The following is a 17,518-nucleotide window of genomic DNA, read 5'->3' as shown; positions in this document are numbered from 1 at the left end:
CAAAGATGTACGACCCCACAGTCGCCCGACTCACCTACCGGGCCCTGCTCGGCCGTCGCCGGGCCCTCATCCTGGGCGCCCTGCCCCTGCTGCTGATCGCGATCTCCGTGGTCGTGCGCGGCCTGGCCGGCGCCGACGATCAGACGGCGTCCGACCTGCTCGGCGGGCTCGCGCTCGCCACGATGGTCCCGATCATCGGCGTCATCGCCGGCACGGGCGCGATCGGCCCGGAGATCGACGACGGCTCCGTCGTCTATCTGCTGTCCAAACCGCTGAAGCGGCCGACGATCATCTTCACCAAGCTGATCGTGGCGATCGCGGTGACGATGGTCTTCTCGGCCCTGCCGACGCTGATCGCCGGGTTCATCCTCAACGGCAACGGCCAGCAGATCGCCGTGGCCTACACGGTGGCCGCCCTGGTCTCGTCGATCGCCTACGCGGCGCTGTTCCTGCTGCTGGGCACGGTGTCCCGGCACGCGGTGGTCTTCGGCCTCGTCTACGCCCTCGTCTGGGAGGCGCTGTTCGGCTCCCTGGTGCCGGGTGCGCGCACGCTCAGCGTCCAGCAGTGGTCGCTGGCCGTCGCCCACAAGGTGGCCGGCGGAGACCTCGTCACCTCGGACGTCGGCCTGACCACGGCGACGGTGCTGCTGGTCGCGGTGACCGTGCTGGCCACCTGGTACGCGGGCCAGAAGCTGCGGGCGCTCACGCTCGCGGGCGAGGAGTGAGGGGCCCTGCCGGGCGGGCCGTTCGTTCTTGACGGCGGCTTCACCCGCGCTTCTGCACACTGGGCGAAGCGGCCACCGCGCGGACGGTGCGCGGACATTGCTGGGAGGACGGGGATGGCGGACGACAATGCGGTGAGCGGCGGTCGCGGGCCGTCCGAGGGCGAGGTCTGGGACGACCTCGTCCTGGACGAGGACTTCATACGGGCCGCCGAGACGTCCGAGCCGTCCGCCCGGGCCCGGATGCTGGCCGCACGGTGGCGGGCGGAGGAGCCCGAGCCGCAGCCCTGGCGCTCCGACGATCCGCCCGCGGGCTGGTTCTTCAGCAAGGCGCGTCGACGCAGGTGGCGCCGCCGGTAGAGCCGCTGTGGGTCCATCGGTAGAGCCGCTGTAAATCCGTGCCCGGTCCTGCTCGTCGCACGGTTGTTTTATTCGGTGGCGTCCAACTCGTCCCCCGGGCACAGTGGTTGTACCCGCGGGGCCGGGAAGGGATCCGGCGCCACAGACCGGGGACAGACCGGGAGAGGGAAGCTCGACGATGTCCATGCACGGCATCGCGTCGAGTCACCTCGAGGGCAGCCAGTGGCGGGTTCGGGTTCCGGAGTAGTTACTCCTCCGTCGAATCCGCCCCGCACAGGGGAGCTGCCCGGGGCGGCCGCTTCGAGCACGCGATGTCGCTCTCGCGTGGGCCGCCCTCCCTCCCGGCAGTCGCACAGGTGCGGGAGCGTCGTGACTGGTCGCGCAGTTCCCCGCGCCCCCGATCGCCTGCGGCGATCGGGCGACCGCCGGGGGCCGACCGTCGGGCTCCGACCGCTCGGGTTCAGCTCAGCAGGCGTTCCAGGACGACCGCGATGCCGTCGTCCTCGTTGGACGACGTCGTCTCGTTCGCCACAGCCTTCAGTTCCTCGTGGGCGTTGGCCATGGCCACACCGTGCGACGACCAGCCGAACATCGGGATGTCGTTGGGCATGTCGCCGAAGGCGATCGTGTCGGCGGCCTTCAGACCCAGCCGGCGGGCCGCCAGGGAGAGGCCCGTGGCCTTGGAGAGGCCCAGGGGGAGCAGCTCCACGATGCCCTCGCCGGCCATCGCGACCGTGACGAAACCGCCCGCGGCCTGCCGGGCGGCCTCGGCCAGCGCGTCGTCCGACAGCTCGGGATGCTGTATGTAGATCTTGTTCAGCGGCGCGGACCACAGGTCGGACACGTCCGTGAAGGGGGTCGAGGGGAGCGCGCCGGTGACCGCGTAACCCGGTCCCACCAGCACGTCTCCGTCCAGGCCGTCCCGGCTTGCCGCCAGGTACAGCGGGCCGACCTCCGCCTCGATCTTGGCCAGCGCCACGCCGGCCAGCTGCCGGTCCAGGGTCACCGATGTCAGCAGCCGGTCCTCGCCGGCGTCGTACACCTGTGCGCCCTGGCCACAGACCGCGAGGCCCTGGTAGCCGAGGTCCTCGAGGATGTGCTTGGTCCAGGGGACCGCACGGCCCGTCACGACGATGTGCGCCGCGCCCGCCGCGGTGGCCGCGGCGAGGGCGTCACGGGTGCGTTGCGAGACCGACTGGTCGGAGCGCAGCAGCGTTCCGTCGAGGTCGGTCGCGATCAGGCGGTAGGGGAACGCGGCGGTCACTTGGCCACCGGCTCCAGGATCTCCCGCCCGCCGAGGTAGGGGCGCAGCACCTCGGGCACGTACACGGAGCCGTCGGCCTGCTGGTGGTTCTCCAGGATCGCGACGATCGTGCGCGGGACCGCGCACAGCGTGCCGTTGAGCGTGGCCAGCGGGCGGACCTGCTTGCCCTCACGCACGCGGATCGACAGCCGGCGGGACTGGAACTCGGTGCAGTCCGAGGTCGAGGTCAGCTCGCGGTACTTGCCCTGCGTCGGGATCCAGGCCTCGCAGTCGAACTTGCGGGCGGCCGAGGAGCCGAGGTCACCGGAGGCGACGTCGATGACGCGGAACGGCAGCTCCAGCGAGGACAGCCACTGCTTCTCCCACGCCAGCAGCCGCTGGTGCTCGGCCGCCGAGTCCTCGGGCGTGACGTACGAGAACATCTCGACCTTGTCGAACTGGTGGACGCGGAAGATGCCCTTGGTGTCCTTGCCGTGCGAGCCCGCCTCGCGGCGGAAGCAGGGCGAGAAGCCCGCGTAGCGCAGCGGCAGCTTGTCCGCGTCGATGATCTCGTCCATGTGGTACGCGGCGAGGGGGACCTCGGAGGTGCCGACCAGGTAGAGGTCGTCCTTGTCGAGGTGGTAGACGTCCTGGGCCGCCTGGCCGAGGAAGCCGGTGCCCGCCATCGACTGGGGGCGGACCAGGGCGGGCGTCAGCATCGGGGTGAAGCCGGCCGCCGTGGCCTGGGCGATCGCCGCGTTGACGAGGGCGAGCTCCAGGAGCGCGCCGACGCCGGTGAGGAAGTAGAAGCGGGAGCCGGAGACCTTCGCGCCGCGCTCGACGTCGATCGCGCCGAGGATCTGGCCGAGCTCCAGGTGGTCCTTGGGCTCGAAGCCCTCGGCGCCGAAGTCGCGGATCTCGCCGTGCGTCTCCAGCGTGACGAAGTCCTCCTCGCCGCCGACGGGCACGTCGGGGTGCACGAGGTTGCCGAGCCTCTGCAGGAGCTCCTGGGTCTCGGTGTCGGCGGCGTCGCGCTCGGCGTCGGCGACCTTGACGTCGGCGGCCAGCTGGCTCGCCTGCTTCAGCAGCTCGGCCTTCTCGTCCGGGGAGGCCTTGGGGATGAGCTTGCCGAGCGACCGCTGCTCGGCGCGCAGCTCGTCGAAGCGGACGCCGGACGACCTGCGCCGCTGGTCGGCAGACAGGAGAGCGTCGACGAGCGCGACGTCCTCTCCACGGGCGCGCTGGGACGCGCGCACACGGTCGGGGTCCTCACGGAGCAGGCGAAGGTCAATCACGCGGCCAAGGCTACCCGTGCGGGCTTGCGGCTCACGACTCCATTCCGACGCGCGCCTGCTCGCCGTTCCGGCCTTTGTCCTGAATGATGCCTTACGTTCAGCTATGGGGTAATTGCCGAGCGTGTCAATAAAAAGTGTCTCACTCCCTGGGACGGGGCATGCGGCGGGCGTCGTGTTGACTCGATTCCCTTGTGGAAAGCGGGACTTGGAGGCGGCGTTGTCCACAGGCGTCCACCCGCTCGGAATGGTTATCCACAGGGTGTGCGAAAGATCTGTGGACATCGGAATCGATCATTCCGATACCGCTGTACGGCGTCGTCGATTCCTTGCCCAAACCCGCCCCGGACCCACTTTCGGGTGGAAATGGGTCGCCCCAAAGGATTGATCCAAGGAAACAGGTGGACGAAGGGTGACCCGCGGGGTGGGGGTCCCGGGTGGAGGCGGTAGGGCGATTTGTCGACTGGATGGCGCTTCGTTGTCGACTTGTCCCCAGGTCGAGAAGCAGTCCTGTGGATAACTTCTGTGGATAACGAAGATGTGCAGATAGGACTGGGCTGGAACCGGGCTAGAACCGGCCGTCCTGGCAGCGCGCGACCCAGTCCGACGCCGCCACGAACTCCCCGTCCGAGGTCCCGGGCAGCGGAGCGGCGACGTCCGCCACGCTGACCTCCGCACGCGGGTACGAGCCGAGGAAGCGCACCTCGCGGCAGATCCGCTTCAGTCCCATGAGCGCCTCGGCCATCCGACGGTCGGAGATGTGTCCCTCGGCGTCGATGCAGAAGCAGTAGTTGCCGATGCCGGCGCCCGTCGGACGGGACTGCAGCAGCATCAGGTTGACGCCCCGGGTGGCGAACTCGCCCAGCAGGTCGCGCAGGCCGCCGGGATGGTCGTCGCTCTGCCACAGCACCACGGACGTCTTGTCCGCGCCGGTCGGCGCCGCCGGTCGGGCGGGCCGGCCCACCAGCACGAACCGGGTCTGGGCGTTCTCGGCGTCGTGGATCCCGGTCTCCAGGGCGGTCAGCCCGTACCGCGCGGCCGCGAACTCGCCGGCGAAGGCCGCGTCGTAACGGCCCTCCTGGACCAGCCGGGCGGCGTCCGCGTTCGAGGCGGCCGACTCCCAGAGGGCGTCCGGGAGGTTCGCCTTCAGCCAGTTGCGCACCTGCGGCTGCGCGGCAGGATGCGCGGAGACCGTCTTGATGTCGGCCAGCTTCGTGCCGGGCCGCACCAGCAGCGCGAAGGTGATCGACAGCAGCACCTCGCGGTAGATCATCAGCGGCGCGCCCGCGACCAGCTCGTCCAGGGTGGTCGTGATCCCGCCCTCGACGGAGTTCTCGATGGGCACGAACGCGGCCTCGGCCTCGCCGCCGCGCACCGCGTCGAGCGCGGACTGCACCGACACATACGGGATCAGCTGCCGGGTGGCCGCCTCCGGAAGCGTGCGCAGGGCGACCTCCGTGAAGGTGCCCTCGGGGCCGAGATACGCATAGCTCGCTGGCATGACCTCACCCTAATGGCCCTTGCGGAGACAGACGTACGCATCTCACGGCAGCCCCTGGAAGGAATGAATCCGCCCGAGGGGCCGTAACTTCGCGAGAGCCGTGACTTCCGGTGGGCCGTGGCTGTCCGTAGGGCCGTGGCTTCACACCACCTCGGCTCACGCCCGCTCGGCTCACGCCTCCAGCAGGCGCTGCCCCACGTACTCCCCCTCCGCCGCGCCGCCGGGCACCGCGAACAGGCCGCTCGCCTCGTGGCGGATGTACTTCGACAGGGCGTCGCCGCGGTCCAGCTTGCGCTGCACGGTGACGAAGGCGCGCAGCGGGTCCGCCTGCCAGCAGACGAACAGCAGGCCCGCGTCCGGAGTGCCGTCCGGGTCGATGCCGTCGTGGTAGGAGAAGGGCCGCCGCAGCATGGCCGCGCCGCCGTTCTGGTCGGGCCGGGTGATACGGGCGTGCGCGTTGATCGGGACGACCAGATCGCCCTTCGCATCGGTCTTCTCGAGGTCCATCTCGGTCGTCTCGCTGCCCCCGGACAGCGCCGCCCCGTCGGACTTCCGCCGCCCGACGACCTGCTCCTGCGCCTTGAGCGTCAGCTTCTCCCAGTCGTCGAGGAGCATGCGGATACGGCGGACGACGGCGTAGGAGCCGTCGGCCATCCACGCCGGGTCCTTGGTGCCGGACGCCGGGACGAAGATGCGCTCGTCGAAGTCGGAGTCGGTCGGCTTGGGATTGCGGGTGCCGTCCATCTGGCCCATGAGGTTGCGGGCCGTCATGGGGTGGGCCGTGGCCCCCGGGGTCCGGTTGAAGCCGTTCATCTGCCAGCGGACCTTCGCCGCGCTGCCCGCGTCCTTCTGGATCGCGCGCAGGGCGTGGAAGGCGACCAGAGCGTCGTCCGCACCGATCTGCACCCACAGGTCGCCGTTGCTGCGGGTCTTGTCGAGGTGGTCGGAGGAGAAGTCGGGGAGCGGGTCCAGCGCGACCGGGCGCTGCTTCTCCAGCCCGGTGCGGGCGAAGAAGCTGTTGCCGAAGCCGAAGGTGACCGTGAGCGAGGAGGGGCCGGCGTCCCGGGCCACGTCGGTGTCGTCGTTCGCGGTCGCCTCGCCCGCCATCAGCCGCCGGGCCGTCTCCGACCAGCGGCGCAGCAGTGCGGCGGCCTCCTTGCGGCCCGAGCCGGCCGCGAGGTCGAAGGCGACCAGATGGCCGCGGGCCTGGAGGCCCTGGGTGATCCCGGGCTGATGTTTCACGTGGAACATCGCCTGCCCGGCCCCGATCGAGGAGAGCGGGGTCGCCTGTGCGGGCGCCGCCGCATAGCCCGCGGCCGCGCCCGCCGCGCCGAGGACGAGCCCGGTGGCTCCGGCCGTGCCGAGCAGCTTGCGCCGCGTCAGCCGCTCGGGGGAAGAGGACTCCGACAAAACACCCGAATCGGTGCGTGTGGGGGTCTCGGGTGTGCGGACCTCTGGAATGGACTGGTCGGGCATGGTGCGGTCAGCCGATCTGCGCGTTCTTGGAGACGGTCACCTGGTCGATGTCGGAGGTCCGTACGGTCACGGCGATCTTCCACTCGCCGGCCATGGGGATCTGCACTCCGTTCGCCGACCAGTGGCCGGTCGTGATGTGGTCGGGGACGACGGGCAGCGGCCCGATGTCCTGGGCTTCGAGGGTGAAGGCGACCTTGACCTCGGGCACGTCGAACGCGCGGCCGTTGGGCCGGGTCACATAGACGTGCATCTCGTTGGCGCCGGCGCGTGCGGGGTCGAGATCCACGCTGACCACGCCCTTGCCGTCGGCGCCGCCGGTGTCGAACGACATGTCCAGCGTCAGGGCGCCCGAGGTGGAGTCCGAGGAGTCCGCGGACGGGTCCGTGGAAGAGGACGAGGAGGAGCGGGTGGCCTTCGCGGCGTCCTGCTCCGTACGGCCCGGTTCGGTCGAGGTCAGGACGGTGGTGACGGCGAGCAGTACGACGGCGACGCCGGCCTCGGCGAGCACCGAGCGGCGCAGGCCGAAACGGTCGGCGTCGGACTCCCGCAGCCGCTTCTGCCGCGTGGCGTCGACGGCGGCCTGCTGCCGGGCGAGCTGCGTGGCCCGCGCGGAGCCCGAGCCCCCGGAGCCGGTCTTGGCGCCCTCGGAGGCCGCCTTCGAGGCGGCGGTGTCGCTCGTCCCGGCCGAGGCGGCGACGGGCTCCTTCTCCGATGCGGACGCTTCGGAGCCGGATGCCACGGAGACCACCGCTGCCTCGGTCGTCATATCCCCCGTAGTGGCCCCCGCGGTGTCCCCTGCAGTGGCCGCCGCGGTATCCGTCGCGGTGTCCGCCGTCGTATCCGCCAGCCGCGCCGTCCACCGTCGCGAGATCCACGCGATGCCGACGAGCAGCGCCACGAGACAGATCTTGATGAGCAGCAGTTGGCCGTAGCGGGTGTCGGTGAAGGCGGACCAGGAGCCGAGCTGGCGCCAGGACTGGTAGACGCCGGTGGCGACCACGGCGAGGACGCTGCCGAAGGCGACCTGGGAGAAACGGCGCACGGCGGTGGCCTCGACGGGCCGGTCGGCGGGTGCCCGGTACAGCGCGACGAGGAGCGCGGTGAGCCCGCCGAGCCAGGTCGCGACCGCCACGAGGTGCAGCACGTCGACCGGCATCGCGATGCCCGGCTGCAATCCGGTCGACGCGTGCTCGGCCATGGCCCAGCTCGCCGCGAGCCCGGCTGCCACGACCGTTCCGCCGATGGCGAGCCCGAAGGTCAGATCCCGCTTCTCCTCGCCCTCGCGCTTGTCGTAGGCGCCGAAGAGCACGGCGATGAACAGCGCGGCCGCGGCGAGCAGCAGCAGCCGGGAGACCAGGGCCGCGCCGGTCTTGGTCTGCAGGACCTGGCCGAGGAGTTCGAGGTCGAAGACGTCGCCGAGCTTCCCCGAGCTGGTGTAGGCGCCGCGCAGGAGCAGCAGGAACAGGGTGGCCGCGGTCATCGCCAGCCAGCCGGAGACGACGAACCGCTGCAGCGCCCGTACCCCGGTGCCGCGCTGCCAGCAGGCCAGCACGAAGGCGGCCCCGCCGACCATCACGATGAACCCGGCGTACGACACATACCGGCCGAAGCCGTAGAGCCAGCCGACGACTCCGCCGCCGGCCGTCTGGTCGGACACCGAGACGCTGGTCTTGGAGGGGGAGCCGATGGAGAAGGTGTAGGCGCCGGCGACGGGATGGCTGTCGGCGGACACGACCTGGTAGGTCACGGTGTACGTGCCGTCGGGCAGCCCGGAGTGCAGTTGCACGGCGTAGGTGGTGCCGCTGAGGTTGCTCGGCTTGCCGGTGTCGACCCGGGTGCCCTTGGGGTCGAGGACGCGCAGCGAGTCGTCGCTCAGCGAGACCGTCTCGGAGAAGGTCAGCGACACCTGAGTGGGCGCCTTGTCGACCACCACCCCCTGCGCGGGGTCGCTGCCGGTCAGCGCGGCGTGCGCGGACGCGGGTCCGGCGCCGACGAGGAGCGCGCCGGCGACCGCCAGGAACAGCAGCACGAGCATCCGGACGCGGGGGGCGATGGTCTGCGTCAAGGTGGTCCCTCCCTCAGTGGCCGGTCTTCGGGTTGTACACGGCGGACTTCACCGGAATCTCGACCTTCACGGGGTCGGACGCGGCGAAGTGCAGCTCGACGGTCACCGTCTCGCCCTGCACCGGCTTGCTCTTCAGCTTCTCGAACATCAGGTGGTTCCCACCGCTCTTGAACACGAGTTGACCGTGTGCGGGGACGTCGAGGGACGTGACCTCCTCCATCGAGGACCCGACGGTCTCGTGGAGGGTGACGCTGCCCGCCGCGGCACTGGTGACGGAGGTCAACTCGTCCTTCGTCCCGCCCTCGTTGACGATGGTCAGGAAACCGGCGGCCATCGTGTCGGAGACGGGCTGCGGAATGTAGGCGGCCCGGACCGACAACTCCGCCTTGCCGCCCGAGTCCTGGCCGCCCGAGCCCGAGCCGCACCCCGCCAGCAGCAGCGCCCCGGCGACCACCGCGGACGGCGCCACGAGGAGCCTCACAGACCTCGCAGAACTCACAGACCTCACGGGTTCTCGCCCTTGACGATCTTGGGGAGGTCCTTGGTGTAGTCGTCGACCGTGGCGTCCTCGCCGTACAGGAGGTATCCGCCGTTCGTCTTCGGGGAGAAGGCGACGACCTGGGTGCCGTGGGTGGAGACGATCTTGCCGTTCTTGTCCTTGTGCGGCGCCTCGACGGAGATGCCGACGGTACGGGCGGCGGCCTGGATGGTCGCGAACTTCCCGGTCAGACCGATGACCTGGGAGTCGATGCCCTTGAGCCACTTGCCGAGCGCGGCCGAGGTGTCGCGGTCCGGGTCGGTGGTGACGAACACGACGCGCAGTTCGTCCTGTTCGGCCTGGGGCAGCTGCTTCTTGGCGATGGCGATGTTGTTCATCGTCAACGGGCAGACGTCCGGGCAGTTGGTGTAGCCGAAGTAGATCAGCGTCGGGTGGCCCGCGGTCTCCTTGCGCAGGTCGTAACTCTTGCCCTGGGTGTCGGTGAGCACCAGGTCGGGCTTGGTGAAGGGCTGGTCCAGCACGGTCGCGGCCTGCTGCGAGGAGTCCTCGGAGACGACGGCGACCGGGCTGCTGCTGTCGTCGCCGCCGTTGCCGCAGGCGGAGAGGGTGAGGGTGGCGGCGGCGAGCAGCGCGGCCACGGCGAACGTCTTCTTGCGCATAGAAAAATATCCCATATGTGTGAAATCCGGCGTCGGGCGACCGCGGCCGCCCGATGCCGGCGTGGGGCTCAGGCCTCGGTCGTCGTGGTCCGGCGGCGGCCGGCGAGCACGCCGTACGCCACACCCGCGGCGCCGACGACGATGCCGACCACGCCGAGGACCCGGGCGGTGGTGTCGCTGCTGTCGGAGTCGGAGGCCGCCACGGTCGTCGCGGCGGCCTCCTTGGCGTCTTCGGACTCGTCGGAGGCCGCCTCGGCGCTCGTGCCGTGGTGGCCGTCCTCGGTGGCGGCGGTCAGGGCCAGCACCGGGGCGGGGTTCTCCGGCTCCTCGGCGCCGTCCTCCTGGACCTCGATCCAGCGCACGACCTCCTTGTTGGAGTACGTCTGGATCGCCTTGAAGACGAGTTCGTCGGCGTCCTCGGGGAGCGCGCCGACGGAGACCGGGAACTTCTGGAAGAAGCCGGCCTCGATGCCCTTGCCGGTCGCGGTCCAGGTGATCTTGGAGACGGCCTCGGAGATCTGCTTGCCGTGCACCGTGAGCGGCTTGGCGAGCTTGGCCTTGGTGACGACGATCGTCCAGCCGTTGATCGGCTCCGGCAGCGCGGAGGCCAGCGGGTGGTCGGTCGGGAAGGTGACCTCGAGCTTGGTCGTCGAGGCGTTGTCCCGCTCGTTGGGGACCTTGAAGTCGACGACCGCGTAACCGCCCTTGGCGGCGGAGCCCTCGGCGGCGACGCTGACGTGCGCGAAGGCGGGCGCGGACAGGGCGAGAACGGCGGAACCGGCGACGGCAGCGGCGGCGGCGACGCGGGAGGCGATACGAGAGGCCTTCATGACAGCGAGCACTCCACTCTGAGTGAGTCTGTGGGTGAGGAGGCGTGAGCACAGACGTACGCACGCGCGCGTGCCGCACGACAGCGGCCGTCCCCCCCAGGTGCGGTGGAGTGCTGGTCGTGTCGCGTCAGGCAGCGAGGACGAGAGCGGATACGTCCGGTGGGCCTCGTCTGATCACCGAGTGCTGCAGTGCGGTCGTCCGGGGCGCCGCCGACGGGAACAGCGCGGTGGGCGGGACGCGCGGTCCCGCCCCGGGCGTGGCGGGCAGCCCCGCGAGCAGGGCGCGCACCAGCGCGAGCGCCCCGCGCAGGGACCGTACGAGCGCCCCCTCGGCGACGCCGTGGGCCGACAGGGCGAGCAGCCGCAGCAGGGCCGTGTCGCCGCGCCGCAGCAGCCAGCCGGCGGCGACGGCCGCGAGGACGTGACCGAGCAGCATCGGCAGGGACGGCAGCAGGGCCATCGATGTGCCGGCGGTGGACAGGGCGTCGGCGGGATGGTGCATGGAGTCGCTCATCCCGGCCATGCCGCTCATGGCACTCGTGGCGCCGCCGGTTCCGGTCCCGGTGCCGGTGGCATCGGGGTAGAGCCGTGCGTCGACGAGGATCTGCTGGGCGCGGGCCGGGCTGATCGCGCCCGCGGCGGCCCCGCACACCAGCCGGGCCGCGCGGGCGACGAGCGTGGCGTCGGACGCGGACAGCGCGGCCGAGGCCGACGTCGAAGCGGAAGCCGAAGCGGAGGCGGTGTGCTGGCCGAGTCCGAACAGCGTGTGCAGCACGGTCTGTCCGACGGCGAGCAGCGCCGCGATGCCCGGCAGCGAGCGCTCGCGTCCGGCGAGCGGCGCCACGACCGCGAGGACCCCCAGGAATCCCGCGCCCAGCGTCCACGGCGGGACGGTGGCGCAGGAGGCCAACGTGTGCCCGGCAGCGGCCAGCACGACGCAGACCGCGGCGAACACCGCGGCCCGCAGCAGCCGTAGATCGCGACCGGAGCGCTCGCTGTGGGGGGCAGACATGGCGGGCTCATCATCGCACTGGCCTTACCGCCGTCATACGGCAGGTCCACAAGGTTCCCTACGATGCGGAAGATCAGCTTCTGTTACGACTGATGCTACTGATGTCTGTTGAGTCCCTACATACACCGATTCCAGGCCCGAGTGCATCCCCCATATGGGCGGCATCACGTGGAATTCGCGCTTACATACGCCCGCGCGCGGCAATACGTATCGGTATGTCGAGCCGCGGCCAGGAGGCTGGAGCATGAGCATCTGGTGGTCACTCCATCTGCGGCGCGAAGCCGCGAGCGTTCCGCTCGCCCGCCGCCTGTTGCTCGGCACCATGGAGACGGCGGGCGTCGATCCAGACGTCAGTTACGACCTCTCGGTGGCCCTGAGCGAGGCCTGTGCCAACGCCGTCGAGCACGGTGGGGACACCGCGCACGGCGGCTGTTCGGAGGCGTACCGCGTCACCGCCTACCTCGACGGCGAGAAGTGCCGTATCGAGGTCGCCGACTCGGGGCCGGGGTTCACCGGCGGGCGTTCCGCGCCCGCGCCGGGGCCGGTGCGCATGAGCACCGACGCAGAGCAGGGCCGGGGCCTCTTCCTCATCCGGGAACTCGCCGACCACGTCCACATCGGCAACAAGCCGGGGCGCGGCGGCGCGGTGGTGAGCTTCGACAAGATGCTCAAGTGGCGCAAGGACGCACCCCTCATGGCCGTCTGACCAGGCGTCAGTCGGTCTCGGTCAGCGTCGGTCGACGCCGGATCCCTTTCGCGCGGCGGGGGATTTCAGGTTTCCCAGCACTCACAGGTTCCTCTCAGCGTTCGCCCATGTAGCTGACTGGTGGCGTTCCTACGTTCATGCTCATGACGGGAAATCGCAAAGACACCACCATCACCCGGCGCCGCGCCCTCGTGGTGACCGGCGGCACGGTCGCGGCGGGCGGGCTCGCCGTCGCCGGTTACCAGTCGGCCTTCGCCGACACGTCCACGGAGGCCGAGGCGAGCGCGTCGGCGTCGGCCACCTCCACGAGCAGCAGCTGCATGACGCTGATGACGAGCGTCACGGAAGGGCCCTACTACCTCGACGGTGCCCTGGTGCGCAAGGACATCACCGAGGGCAAGAGCGGTGTGCCGCTGACCCTGCGGCTCACCGTCGTCGACGCCACCGACGGCTGCACGCCGGTCGCCGGCGCCGCCGTCGAGATCTGGCACTGCGACGCCTGGGGCTACTACTCCGGCTACACGACCGCCAACCCCGGCGGCTCGGCCCCGGCGGAGAGCGAGGACGGCTCCACCGCCAACGACAACACCTACCTGCGCGGCTACCAGGTCGCCAACGCCAACGGGGTCGTCAAGTTCGAGACGATCTTTCCCGGCTGGTACACGCCCCGCACCTGCCACATCCACCTCAAGGTGCACACGGGCGGCCAGAAGGAGGACGGCACCTACGAGGGCGGCAAGGTCAACTACACCGGACAGCTGTTCTTCCCCGACGACGCCGCCCAGGAGATCTTCACGCTGGAGCCCTACTCCCAGCACTCCGGCAGCTACACCACCCTCGACAACGACATGGTCTACGACGGCGGCGGCACCTCCAGCGGCCTGCTGACGCTGAAGGCCGTGCACAAGGCGGACCCGTCCAAGGGCTACAAGGGGTCCATCACCCTGGGCGTCGACCCCGACGCGGAGAACACCGGCGCGGGTGGCGGCGGTGGCGGCGGCACGCCCCCGAGCGGCGACGCCCCCACGGGCACCCCGCCGAGTGACGCCCCGTCGGCCTCCGCGTCCTCCTGAGGCCGGGCCATGACAAGCCGTGAGGACGATGCGCTCGCGCAGGCCGCGGTGGCCGCGCTGACCGGTCAGCTGGCCCTGGCTCCCAAGCCGGGCCTGCCCGACCCTCGTGACCTGGCCGCCCGCATCACCCGCAAGGACCACTGCGGGCTGCGCTGGTCGGCCAAGGCACTCGCACCCGGCCTCGCGGCGATGGCCGCGGCGGCCCGCCGCACCGGCGAACCCACGCTCCGGCTCCGGGCGGAGCTGGGCGCGATCGGGAGGTGCACCGAGCACTCGGTGGGCCTCGCCGGCGGCGGGCACCGGGGCGCGCTGTGGACGCTCGGCCTGCTGGTCGCGGCAGCCGCGCTCGAGCCCCGCGCGCGGGGCGTCGAGGTCGCCGCGACCGCCAAGCGGATCGCCGCGCACCCCGACAAGGGCGCCCCACGGCGGCCGTCCCGGGGCGCGACGGTCTCGGCGAAGTACGGCGCGGCCGGCGCCCGCGGCGAGGCACGCGCCGGGTTCCCGCACGTCCGGCGGGCCCTGGACGCGCTCGCCGCGGCCCGCAAGGCCGGTGCGGACGAGCCCGCGGCCCGGCTCGACGCCCTGCTCACCGTGATGTCCACCCTCCAGGACACCGAACTCCTGCACACCGCGGGCCCGCTGGGCCTGCGCCATGTGCAGGCCGGCGCGCGCGGGGTCCTGGAAGCGGGCGGCACCACGACCCCGGCAGGCCGCAAGGCCCTCGCCGAGTTCGACACCGACCTCCACGCGCGCGCGTGGAGCCCCCGGGGCAGCGCGGGCCTCCTGGCAGGAGCCCTGTTCGTGGACGCCCTCCCGGTCACCGCGCTCGCCCGCGCCGCTTGAGGCCGCCGTCCCGCGCGCTGCCTTGCGGACGCACGGCACAGCCCCGCACCCCAAGGGGCGCGGGGCTGTGATCTGAGCGGCGGATCAGCTCTTGTCCCCCTGGGGACCCTTGAGCGCCGCCATCCACGCCTCGACCGCGTCGGAGCGGCGCGGCAGCCCGTCCGACAGGTTCCGGTTGCCGTCCTCGGTGACGAGGATGTCGTCCTCGATGCGGACGCCGATCCCGCGGTACTCCTCGGGCACCGTCAGGTCGTCGGCCTGGAAGTACAGCCCGGGCTCGACGGTCAGCACCATGCCCGGCTCCAGCGTGCCGTCGACGTACGACTCCACGCGCGCGGCGGCGCAGTCGTGGACGTCCAGGCCGAGCATGTGACCGGTGCCGTGCAGCGTCCAGCGGCGCTGCAGACCGAGCTCCAGGACCCGCTCCACCGGGCCCTCGACCAGGCCCCACTCGACGAGCCGCTCGGCCAGCACGCGCTGTGCGGCATCGTGGAAGTCGCGGTACTTGCCGCCCGGCCGGACGGCCTCGATACCGGCCTCCTGGGCGTCGTACACGGCGTCGTAGATCTTCTTCTGGATCTCGCTGAAGCGGCCGTTGACCGGCAGCGTGCGCGTGACGTCGGCGGTGTAGTACGTGTGCGTCTCGACGCCCGCGTCGAGCAGCAGCAGGTCGCCGGAGCGGACCGGGCCGTCGTTGCGCACCCAGTGCAGCGTGCAGGCGTGCGGGCCGGCGGCGGCAATGGTGCCGTAGCCGACGTCGTTGCCCTCCACGCGCGCGCGGAGGAAGAACGTTCCCTCGATGTAGCGCTCGCTGGTGGCCTCCGCCTTGTCGAGGACCTTCACGACGTCCTCGAAGCCGCGCACCGTCGAGTCGACGGCCTTCTGCAGCTCGCCGACCTCGAAGTCGTCCTTGACCAGCCGGGCCTCGGAGAGGAAGACGCGCAGCTCCTCGTCGCGTTCGCCGGTGACCTTGTCGGTCAGGGCGGCCTCGATGCCCGCGTCGTGGCCGCGCACGACCCGCACCGGGCCGGTGGCCTCGCGCAGCTTGTCGGCCAGCTCGCGCACGTCGGAGGCGGGGATGCCGTACACCTGCGCGGCCTCGGTGAGCGAGTGCCGACGGCCGACCCACAGCTCGCCCTGGCCGGACAGCCAGAACTCGCCGTTCTCGCGGTCGGAGCGCGGCAGCAGGTAGATGGTGGCCTTGTGGCCGTCGGCGACCGGCTCCAGGACGAGGACGCCGTCCTCCGTCTGGTTGCCGGTGAGGTACGCGTACTCGACGGAGGCGCGGAAGGCGTACTCCGTGTCGTTCGAGCGGGTCTTCAGATTGCCCGCGGGGATCACCAGGCGCTCGCCCGGGAAGCGGGCGGAGAGCGCGGCGCGGCGGGCGGCGGTCTCGGCGGCCTGGGCGATCGGCTGCAGGTCGTGCAGCTCCGTGTCGGCCCAGCCGGACTTCATGTTCTCGGCCAGCTCGTCGGACACGCCCGGGTACAGACCGTTCTTCCGCTGCTTGATGGGCTCGTCTTCGGCAGTCTCCGGGGTCTCCGGAAGCTCCTCCGCCACGGTCATCCTCCTCGATACGGCACTGGACCCCCTCCATCGTACGGTCGTACGTGAGGGGGCCCAGGAGGGGAAGACCTGTCAGGGCCGGTTACTCGAAGCGGGCCGCCAGGAGCACCACGTCCTCGTCGCTGTCCTGCTCGTCCAGGCCGTCCGGCAGGACCGTGCGCAGCACGTGGTCGGCGATCGCGCCCGGGTCGTTCCGCAGCGGCTTGGGCACCCCGGCGGCGGCGGCGTGCAGCCGGGCGAAGGCGCGGTCCACGGGGTCGCCGGTGCGGTGCAGCAGGCCGTCGGTGTAGAGCAGAACCGTCTCGCCGGGCTCGGCCTCCAGTTCCACGCTCGGCGCCTCCCAGCAGGCCAGCATGCCCAGCGGCGCGGAGACGGACGTCTCGGCGAACTCCGTGCGCCGCTCGCCGACCAGCAGCGGCGGGCAGTGCCCGGCGCCGGCCAGGGTGATCTTGCGCAGGGCGGGTTCGCAGTAGGCGAACAGGGCGGTGGCGGACCGGGCGGGCTCGGTCAGCCGCAGCAGCAGCTCCAGGTCCGACAGGACGGCGACGGGATCCTCGCCCTCCATCACCGCGTACGCCCGCAGGGAGGCGCGCAGCCGGCCCATCGCGGCGACGGCGCTCGGCCCGGACCCGGTGACGGACCCGACGGCGAGGCCCAGCGCGGCTTCCGGCAGCGGCAGTGCGTCGTACCAGTCGCCGCCCCCGCGCGGGCCGGTGCGATGCCGGGCGGCGAGCTGGACGCCGGGCACGCGCGGCAGCCGGGACGGCAGCAGTTCCTCGGTCATCGTCTTCATGCACACGCGTGTGCGCTCGAGCTCCACCAGCCGGGCCAGGTGCTCGGCGGCGTACCGGACGTACAGGCCGACCAGGTGGCGCTGGCGCTCGCCGGGCTCGGCGGGCTCGTCGTAGAGCCATACGGCCGCGCCCAGACGGCTCCCTGCCGCGCCCCCCGACGCGCCGTCCGACTCCAGCGGCAGCGCGTAACTGGCGGCGTAGCCGAGCCGGGCGGCCACCTCGCGGTGGCGGGGGTCCAGGCCGTCCCCGGCGAACAGGTCGGGCTCGGCGATCTCCCCCTCGCCGCCGGGCAGCCCGTCGAGGATCCGGCCGTAGGACAGGGCGCTGCGCGGCACGGTCTCGATGTGGCCGAGATCGGCGCGGCCGAGGCCCAGCCCGATCGTGGTGTCGGGCCCGAGACGGTCGGCGGGTTCGAGGACGACAAGACCGCGCCGGGCGCCCACGAGGGCGGCTCCGGCGTGCAGCAGTTCCTGGAGGGCTTCCGGCAGTGCGTCCGTGCGGGCCAGACGTTCGGTGAGTTCGTGGAGGGTTGTGAGATCCGACACCCAGCCGGCGAGCCGGTCCGTCAGCAGGGCGCCCGGGCCGGAGGAGCCGGGGGAGGCCACGGGGACCGTCGAGACGCCCGGGGAAGCGGGCGCGGGCGGGACAGTGTGTGCGGGCGAGGGAACCGTTGAATCGATTCCAGCCACTTTCGGAGGGTGAGGGGCGTTCATGGCGTCCGGCTCTCGGACCGGAGCGTATTGCTCAAAAGCATCGCAAACCCCCATGTCATTCTGCGCCGCTAGCGGTGTCTCCACATGTACACGCACTCGTGAGGGGATGTCCAGCATTGTCCTGCTGGGATTGCTGGTGTCCGTGGGGTCTTCGGGGGAATCGC

The 17,518-nt window shown here is 71.5% G+C and carries 16 protein-coding genes; 5 read left to right on the top strand and 11 right to left on the bottom strand.

Annotation, left to right across the window (positions count from 1 at the left end; all coding sequences use genetic code 11):
* Positions 1-5: 5 nt before the first annotated feature.
* The gene (locus ABZ725_RS09800) at positions 6-725 is read left to right on the top strand and encodes an ABC transporter permease (protein ID WP_358802207.1); all 720 of its coding nucleotides are present in this window, start codon (positions 6-8) and stop codon (positions 723-725) included.
* 114 nt (positions 726-839) lie between these two features.
* Positions 840-1,082, top strand: coding sequence for a hypothetical protein (locus ABZ725_RS09795; protein WP_351907697.1), 243 nt, complete (start codon positions 840-842; stop codon positions 1,080-1,082).
* A gap of 460 nt (positions 1,083-1,542) precedes the next feature.
* On the opposite strand, the gene ABZ725_RS09790 is transcribed toward ABZ725_RS09795, so the two are convergent.
* The 9 genes from ABZ725_RS09790 to ABZ725_RS09750 all read right to left on the bottom strand — a co-directional run bounded on the left by ABZ725_RS09790 (position 1,543) and on the right by ABZ725_RS09750 (position 11,659).
* Positions 1,543-2,346, bottom strand: a complete 804-nt coding sequence (locus ABZ725_RS09790) for an HAD family hydrolase (RefSeq protein WP_358802206.1) — start codon at positions 2,344-2,346, stop codon at positions 1,543-1,545.
* On the bottom strand, positions 2,343-3,620 hold the full coding sequence (serS, locus tag ABZ725_RS09785) for a serine--tRNA ligase (RefSeq protein WP_358802205.1): 1,278 nt from the start codon (positions 3,618-3,620) through the stop codon (positions 2,343-2,345). The genes ABZ725_RS09790 and serS overlap by 4 nt, the downstream gene beginning before the upstream one ends.
* A gap of 565 nt (positions 3,621-4,185) precedes the next feature.
* Complete coding sequence (gene pheA / locus ABZ725_RS09780; RefSeq protein WP_358802204.1) at positions 4,186-5,118, bottom strand: prephenate dehydratase; 933 nt, start codon at positions 5,116-5,118, stop codon at positions 4,186-4,188.
* A gap of 171 nt (positions 5,119-5,289) precedes the next feature.
* A complete protein-coding gene (efeB, locus tag ABZ725_RS09775; RefSeq protein ID WP_358802203.1) occupies positions 5,290-6,594 on the bottom strand; it encodes an iron uptake transporter deferrochelatase/peroxidase subunit in 1,305 nt (434 codons plus the stop codon).
* A gap of 7 nt (positions 6,595-6,601) precedes the next feature.
* The gene (locus tag ABZ725_RS09770; protein ID WP_358802202.1) at positions 6,602-8,659 is read right to left on the bottom strand and encodes a copper resistance protein CopC; all 2,058 of its coding nucleotides are present in this window, start codon (positions 8,657-8,659) and stop codon (positions 6,602-6,604) included.
* Positions 8,660-8,672: 13 nt separating this feature from the next.
* Complete coding sequence (locus ABZ725_RS09765; protein WP_358802201.1) at positions 8,673-9,140, bottom strand: copper chaperone PCu(A)C; 468 nt, start codon at positions 9,138-9,140, stop codon at positions 8,673-8,675.
* A gap of 23 nt (positions 9,141-9,163) precedes the next feature.
* Positions 9,164-9,817 carry an SCO family protein gene (locus ABZ725_RS09760; protein WP_358802200.1) on the bottom strand — a complete coding sequence of 218 codons (654 nt, stop codon included), beginning with the start codon at positions 9,815-9,817 and terminating at the stop codon, positions 9,164-9,166.
* A gap of 68 nt (positions 9,818-9,885) precedes the next feature.
* Entirely contained in the window at positions 9,886-10,647 is a 762-nt protein-coding gene (locus ABZ725_RS09755) for a YcnI family protein (protein ID WP_358802199.1), read from the bottom strand.
* A gap of 127 nt (positions 10,648-10,774) precedes the next feature.
* Positions 10,775-11,659 carry a hypothetical protein gene (locus ABZ725_RS09750; RefSeq protein WP_358802198.1) on the bottom strand — a complete coding sequence of 295 codons (885 nt, stop codon included), beginning with the start codon at positions 11,657-11,659 and terminating at the stop codon, positions 10,775-10,777.
* A 244-nt stretch (positions 11,660-11,903) separates the two neighbouring features.
* Here ABZ725_RS09750 and ABZ725_RS09745 point away from each other — a divergent pair, with 244 nt between their 5' ends.
* From ABZ725_RS09745 to ABZ725_RS09735, 3 genes are all read left to right on the top strand, one after another.
* On the top strand, positions 11,904-12,365 hold the full coding sequence (locus ABZ725_RS09745; RefSeq protein WP_351907718.1) for an ATP-binding protein: 462 nt from the start codon (positions 11,904-11,906) through the stop codon (positions 12,363-12,365).
* Between the two features lie 143 nt (positions 12,366-12,508).
* Positions 12,509-13,438: an intradiol ring-cleavage dioxygenase gene (locus ABZ725_RS09740; protein ID WP_358802197.1), complete on the top strand. Its 930-nt coding sequence runs from the start codon at positions 12,509-12,511 to the stop codon at positions 13,436-13,438.
* A 9-nt stretch (positions 13,439-13,447) separates the two neighbouring features.
* Positions 13,448-14,281, top strand: a complete 834-nt coding sequence (locus ABZ725_RS09735; RefSeq protein ID WP_358802196.1) for a triphosphoribosyl-dephospho-CoA synthase — start codon at positions 13,448-13,450, stop codon at positions 14,279-14,281.
* Positions 14,282-14,365: 84 nt separating this feature from the next.
* Here the strand turns inward: ABZ725_RS09735 and ABZ725_RS09730 are convergent, their stop codons facing one another.
* Both ABZ725_RS09730 and ABZ725_RS09725 read right to left on the bottom strand, forming a co-directional pair.
* Positions 14,366-15,847 carry an aminopeptidase P family protein gene (locus ABZ725_RS09730; RefSeq protein ID WP_358802195.1) on the bottom strand — a complete coding sequence of 494 codons (1,482 nt, stop codon included), beginning with the start codon at positions 15,845-15,847 and terminating at the stop codon, positions 14,366-14,368.
* Positions 15,848-15,929: 82 nt separating this feature from the next.
* A complete protein-coding gene (locus tag ABZ725_RS09725) occupies positions 15,930-17,471 on the bottom strand; it encodes a PP2C family protein-serine/threonine phosphatase (RefSeq protein WP_358802741.1) in 1,542 nt (513 codons plus the stop codon).
* Between the last annotated feature and the right edge of the window lie 47 nt (positions 17,472-17,518).

It is taken from the genome of Streptomyces sp. NPDC006872, assembly GCF_040635845.1.
GTDB lineage: Bacteria > Actinomycetota > Actinomycetes > Streptomycetales > Streptomycetaceae > Streptomyces.
The sequence above is the reverse complement of the archived record's forward strand: the minus strand, read 5'-3'. Positions and strand labels throughout refer to the sequence as shown.

What these genes read in the sequence shown, in the direction of transcription:
- ABZ725_RS09800 (WP_358802207.1), top strand. Translation starts at nt 6, where the DNA reads ATGTACGACCCCACAGTCGCCCGACTCACCTACCGGGCCCTGCTCGGC.
- ABZ725_RS09795 (WP_351907697.1), top strand. Translation starts at nt 840, where the DNA reads ATGGCGGACGACAATGCGGTGAGCGGCGGTCGCGGGCCGTCCGAGGGC.
- pheA (WP_358802204.1), bottom strand. Translation starts at nt 5,118, where the DNA reads ATGCCAGCGAGCTATGCGTATCTCGGCCCCGAGGGCACCTTCACGGAG.
- efeB (WP_358802203.1), bottom strand. Translation starts at nt 6,594, where the DNA reads ATGCCCGACCAGTCCATTCCAGAGGTCCGCACACCCGAGACCCCCACA.
- ABZ725_RS09760 (WP_358802200.1), bottom strand. Translation starts at nt 9,817, where the DNA reads ATGCGCAAGAAGACGTTCGCCGTGGCCGCGCTGCTCGCCGCCGCCACC.
- ABZ725_RS09755 (WP_358802199.1), bottom strand. Translation starts at nt 10,647, where the DNA reads ATGAAGGCCTCTCGTATCGCCTCCCGCGTCGCCGCCGCCGCTGCCGTC.
- ABZ725_RS09750 (WP_358802198.1), bottom strand. Translation starts at nt 11,659, where the DNA reads ATGTCTGCCCCCCACAGCGAGCGCTCCGGTCGCGATCTACGGCTGCTG.
- ABZ725_RS09745 (WP_351907718.1), top strand. Translation starts at nt 11,904, where the DNA reads ATGAGCATCTGGTGGTCACTCCATCTGCGGCGCGAAGCCGCGAGCGTT.
- ABZ725_RS09740 (WP_358802197.1), top strand. Translation starts at nt 12,509, where the DNA reads ATGACGGGAAATCGCAAAGACACCACCATCACCCGGCGCCGCGCCCTC.
- ABZ725_RS09735 (WP_358802196.1), top strand. Translation starts at nt 13,448, where the DNA reads ATGACAAGCCGTGAGGACGATGCGCTCGCGCAGGCCGCGGTGGCCGCG.
- ABZ725_RS09730 (WP_358802195.1), bottom strand. Translation starts at nt 15,847, where the DNA reads ATGACCGTGGCGGAGGAGCTTCCGGAGACCCCGGAGACTGCCGAAGAC.
- ABZ725_RS09725 (WP_358802741.1), bottom strand. Translation starts at nt 17,471, where the DNA reads ATGCTGGACATCCCCTCACGAGTGCGTGTACATGTGGAGACACCGCTA.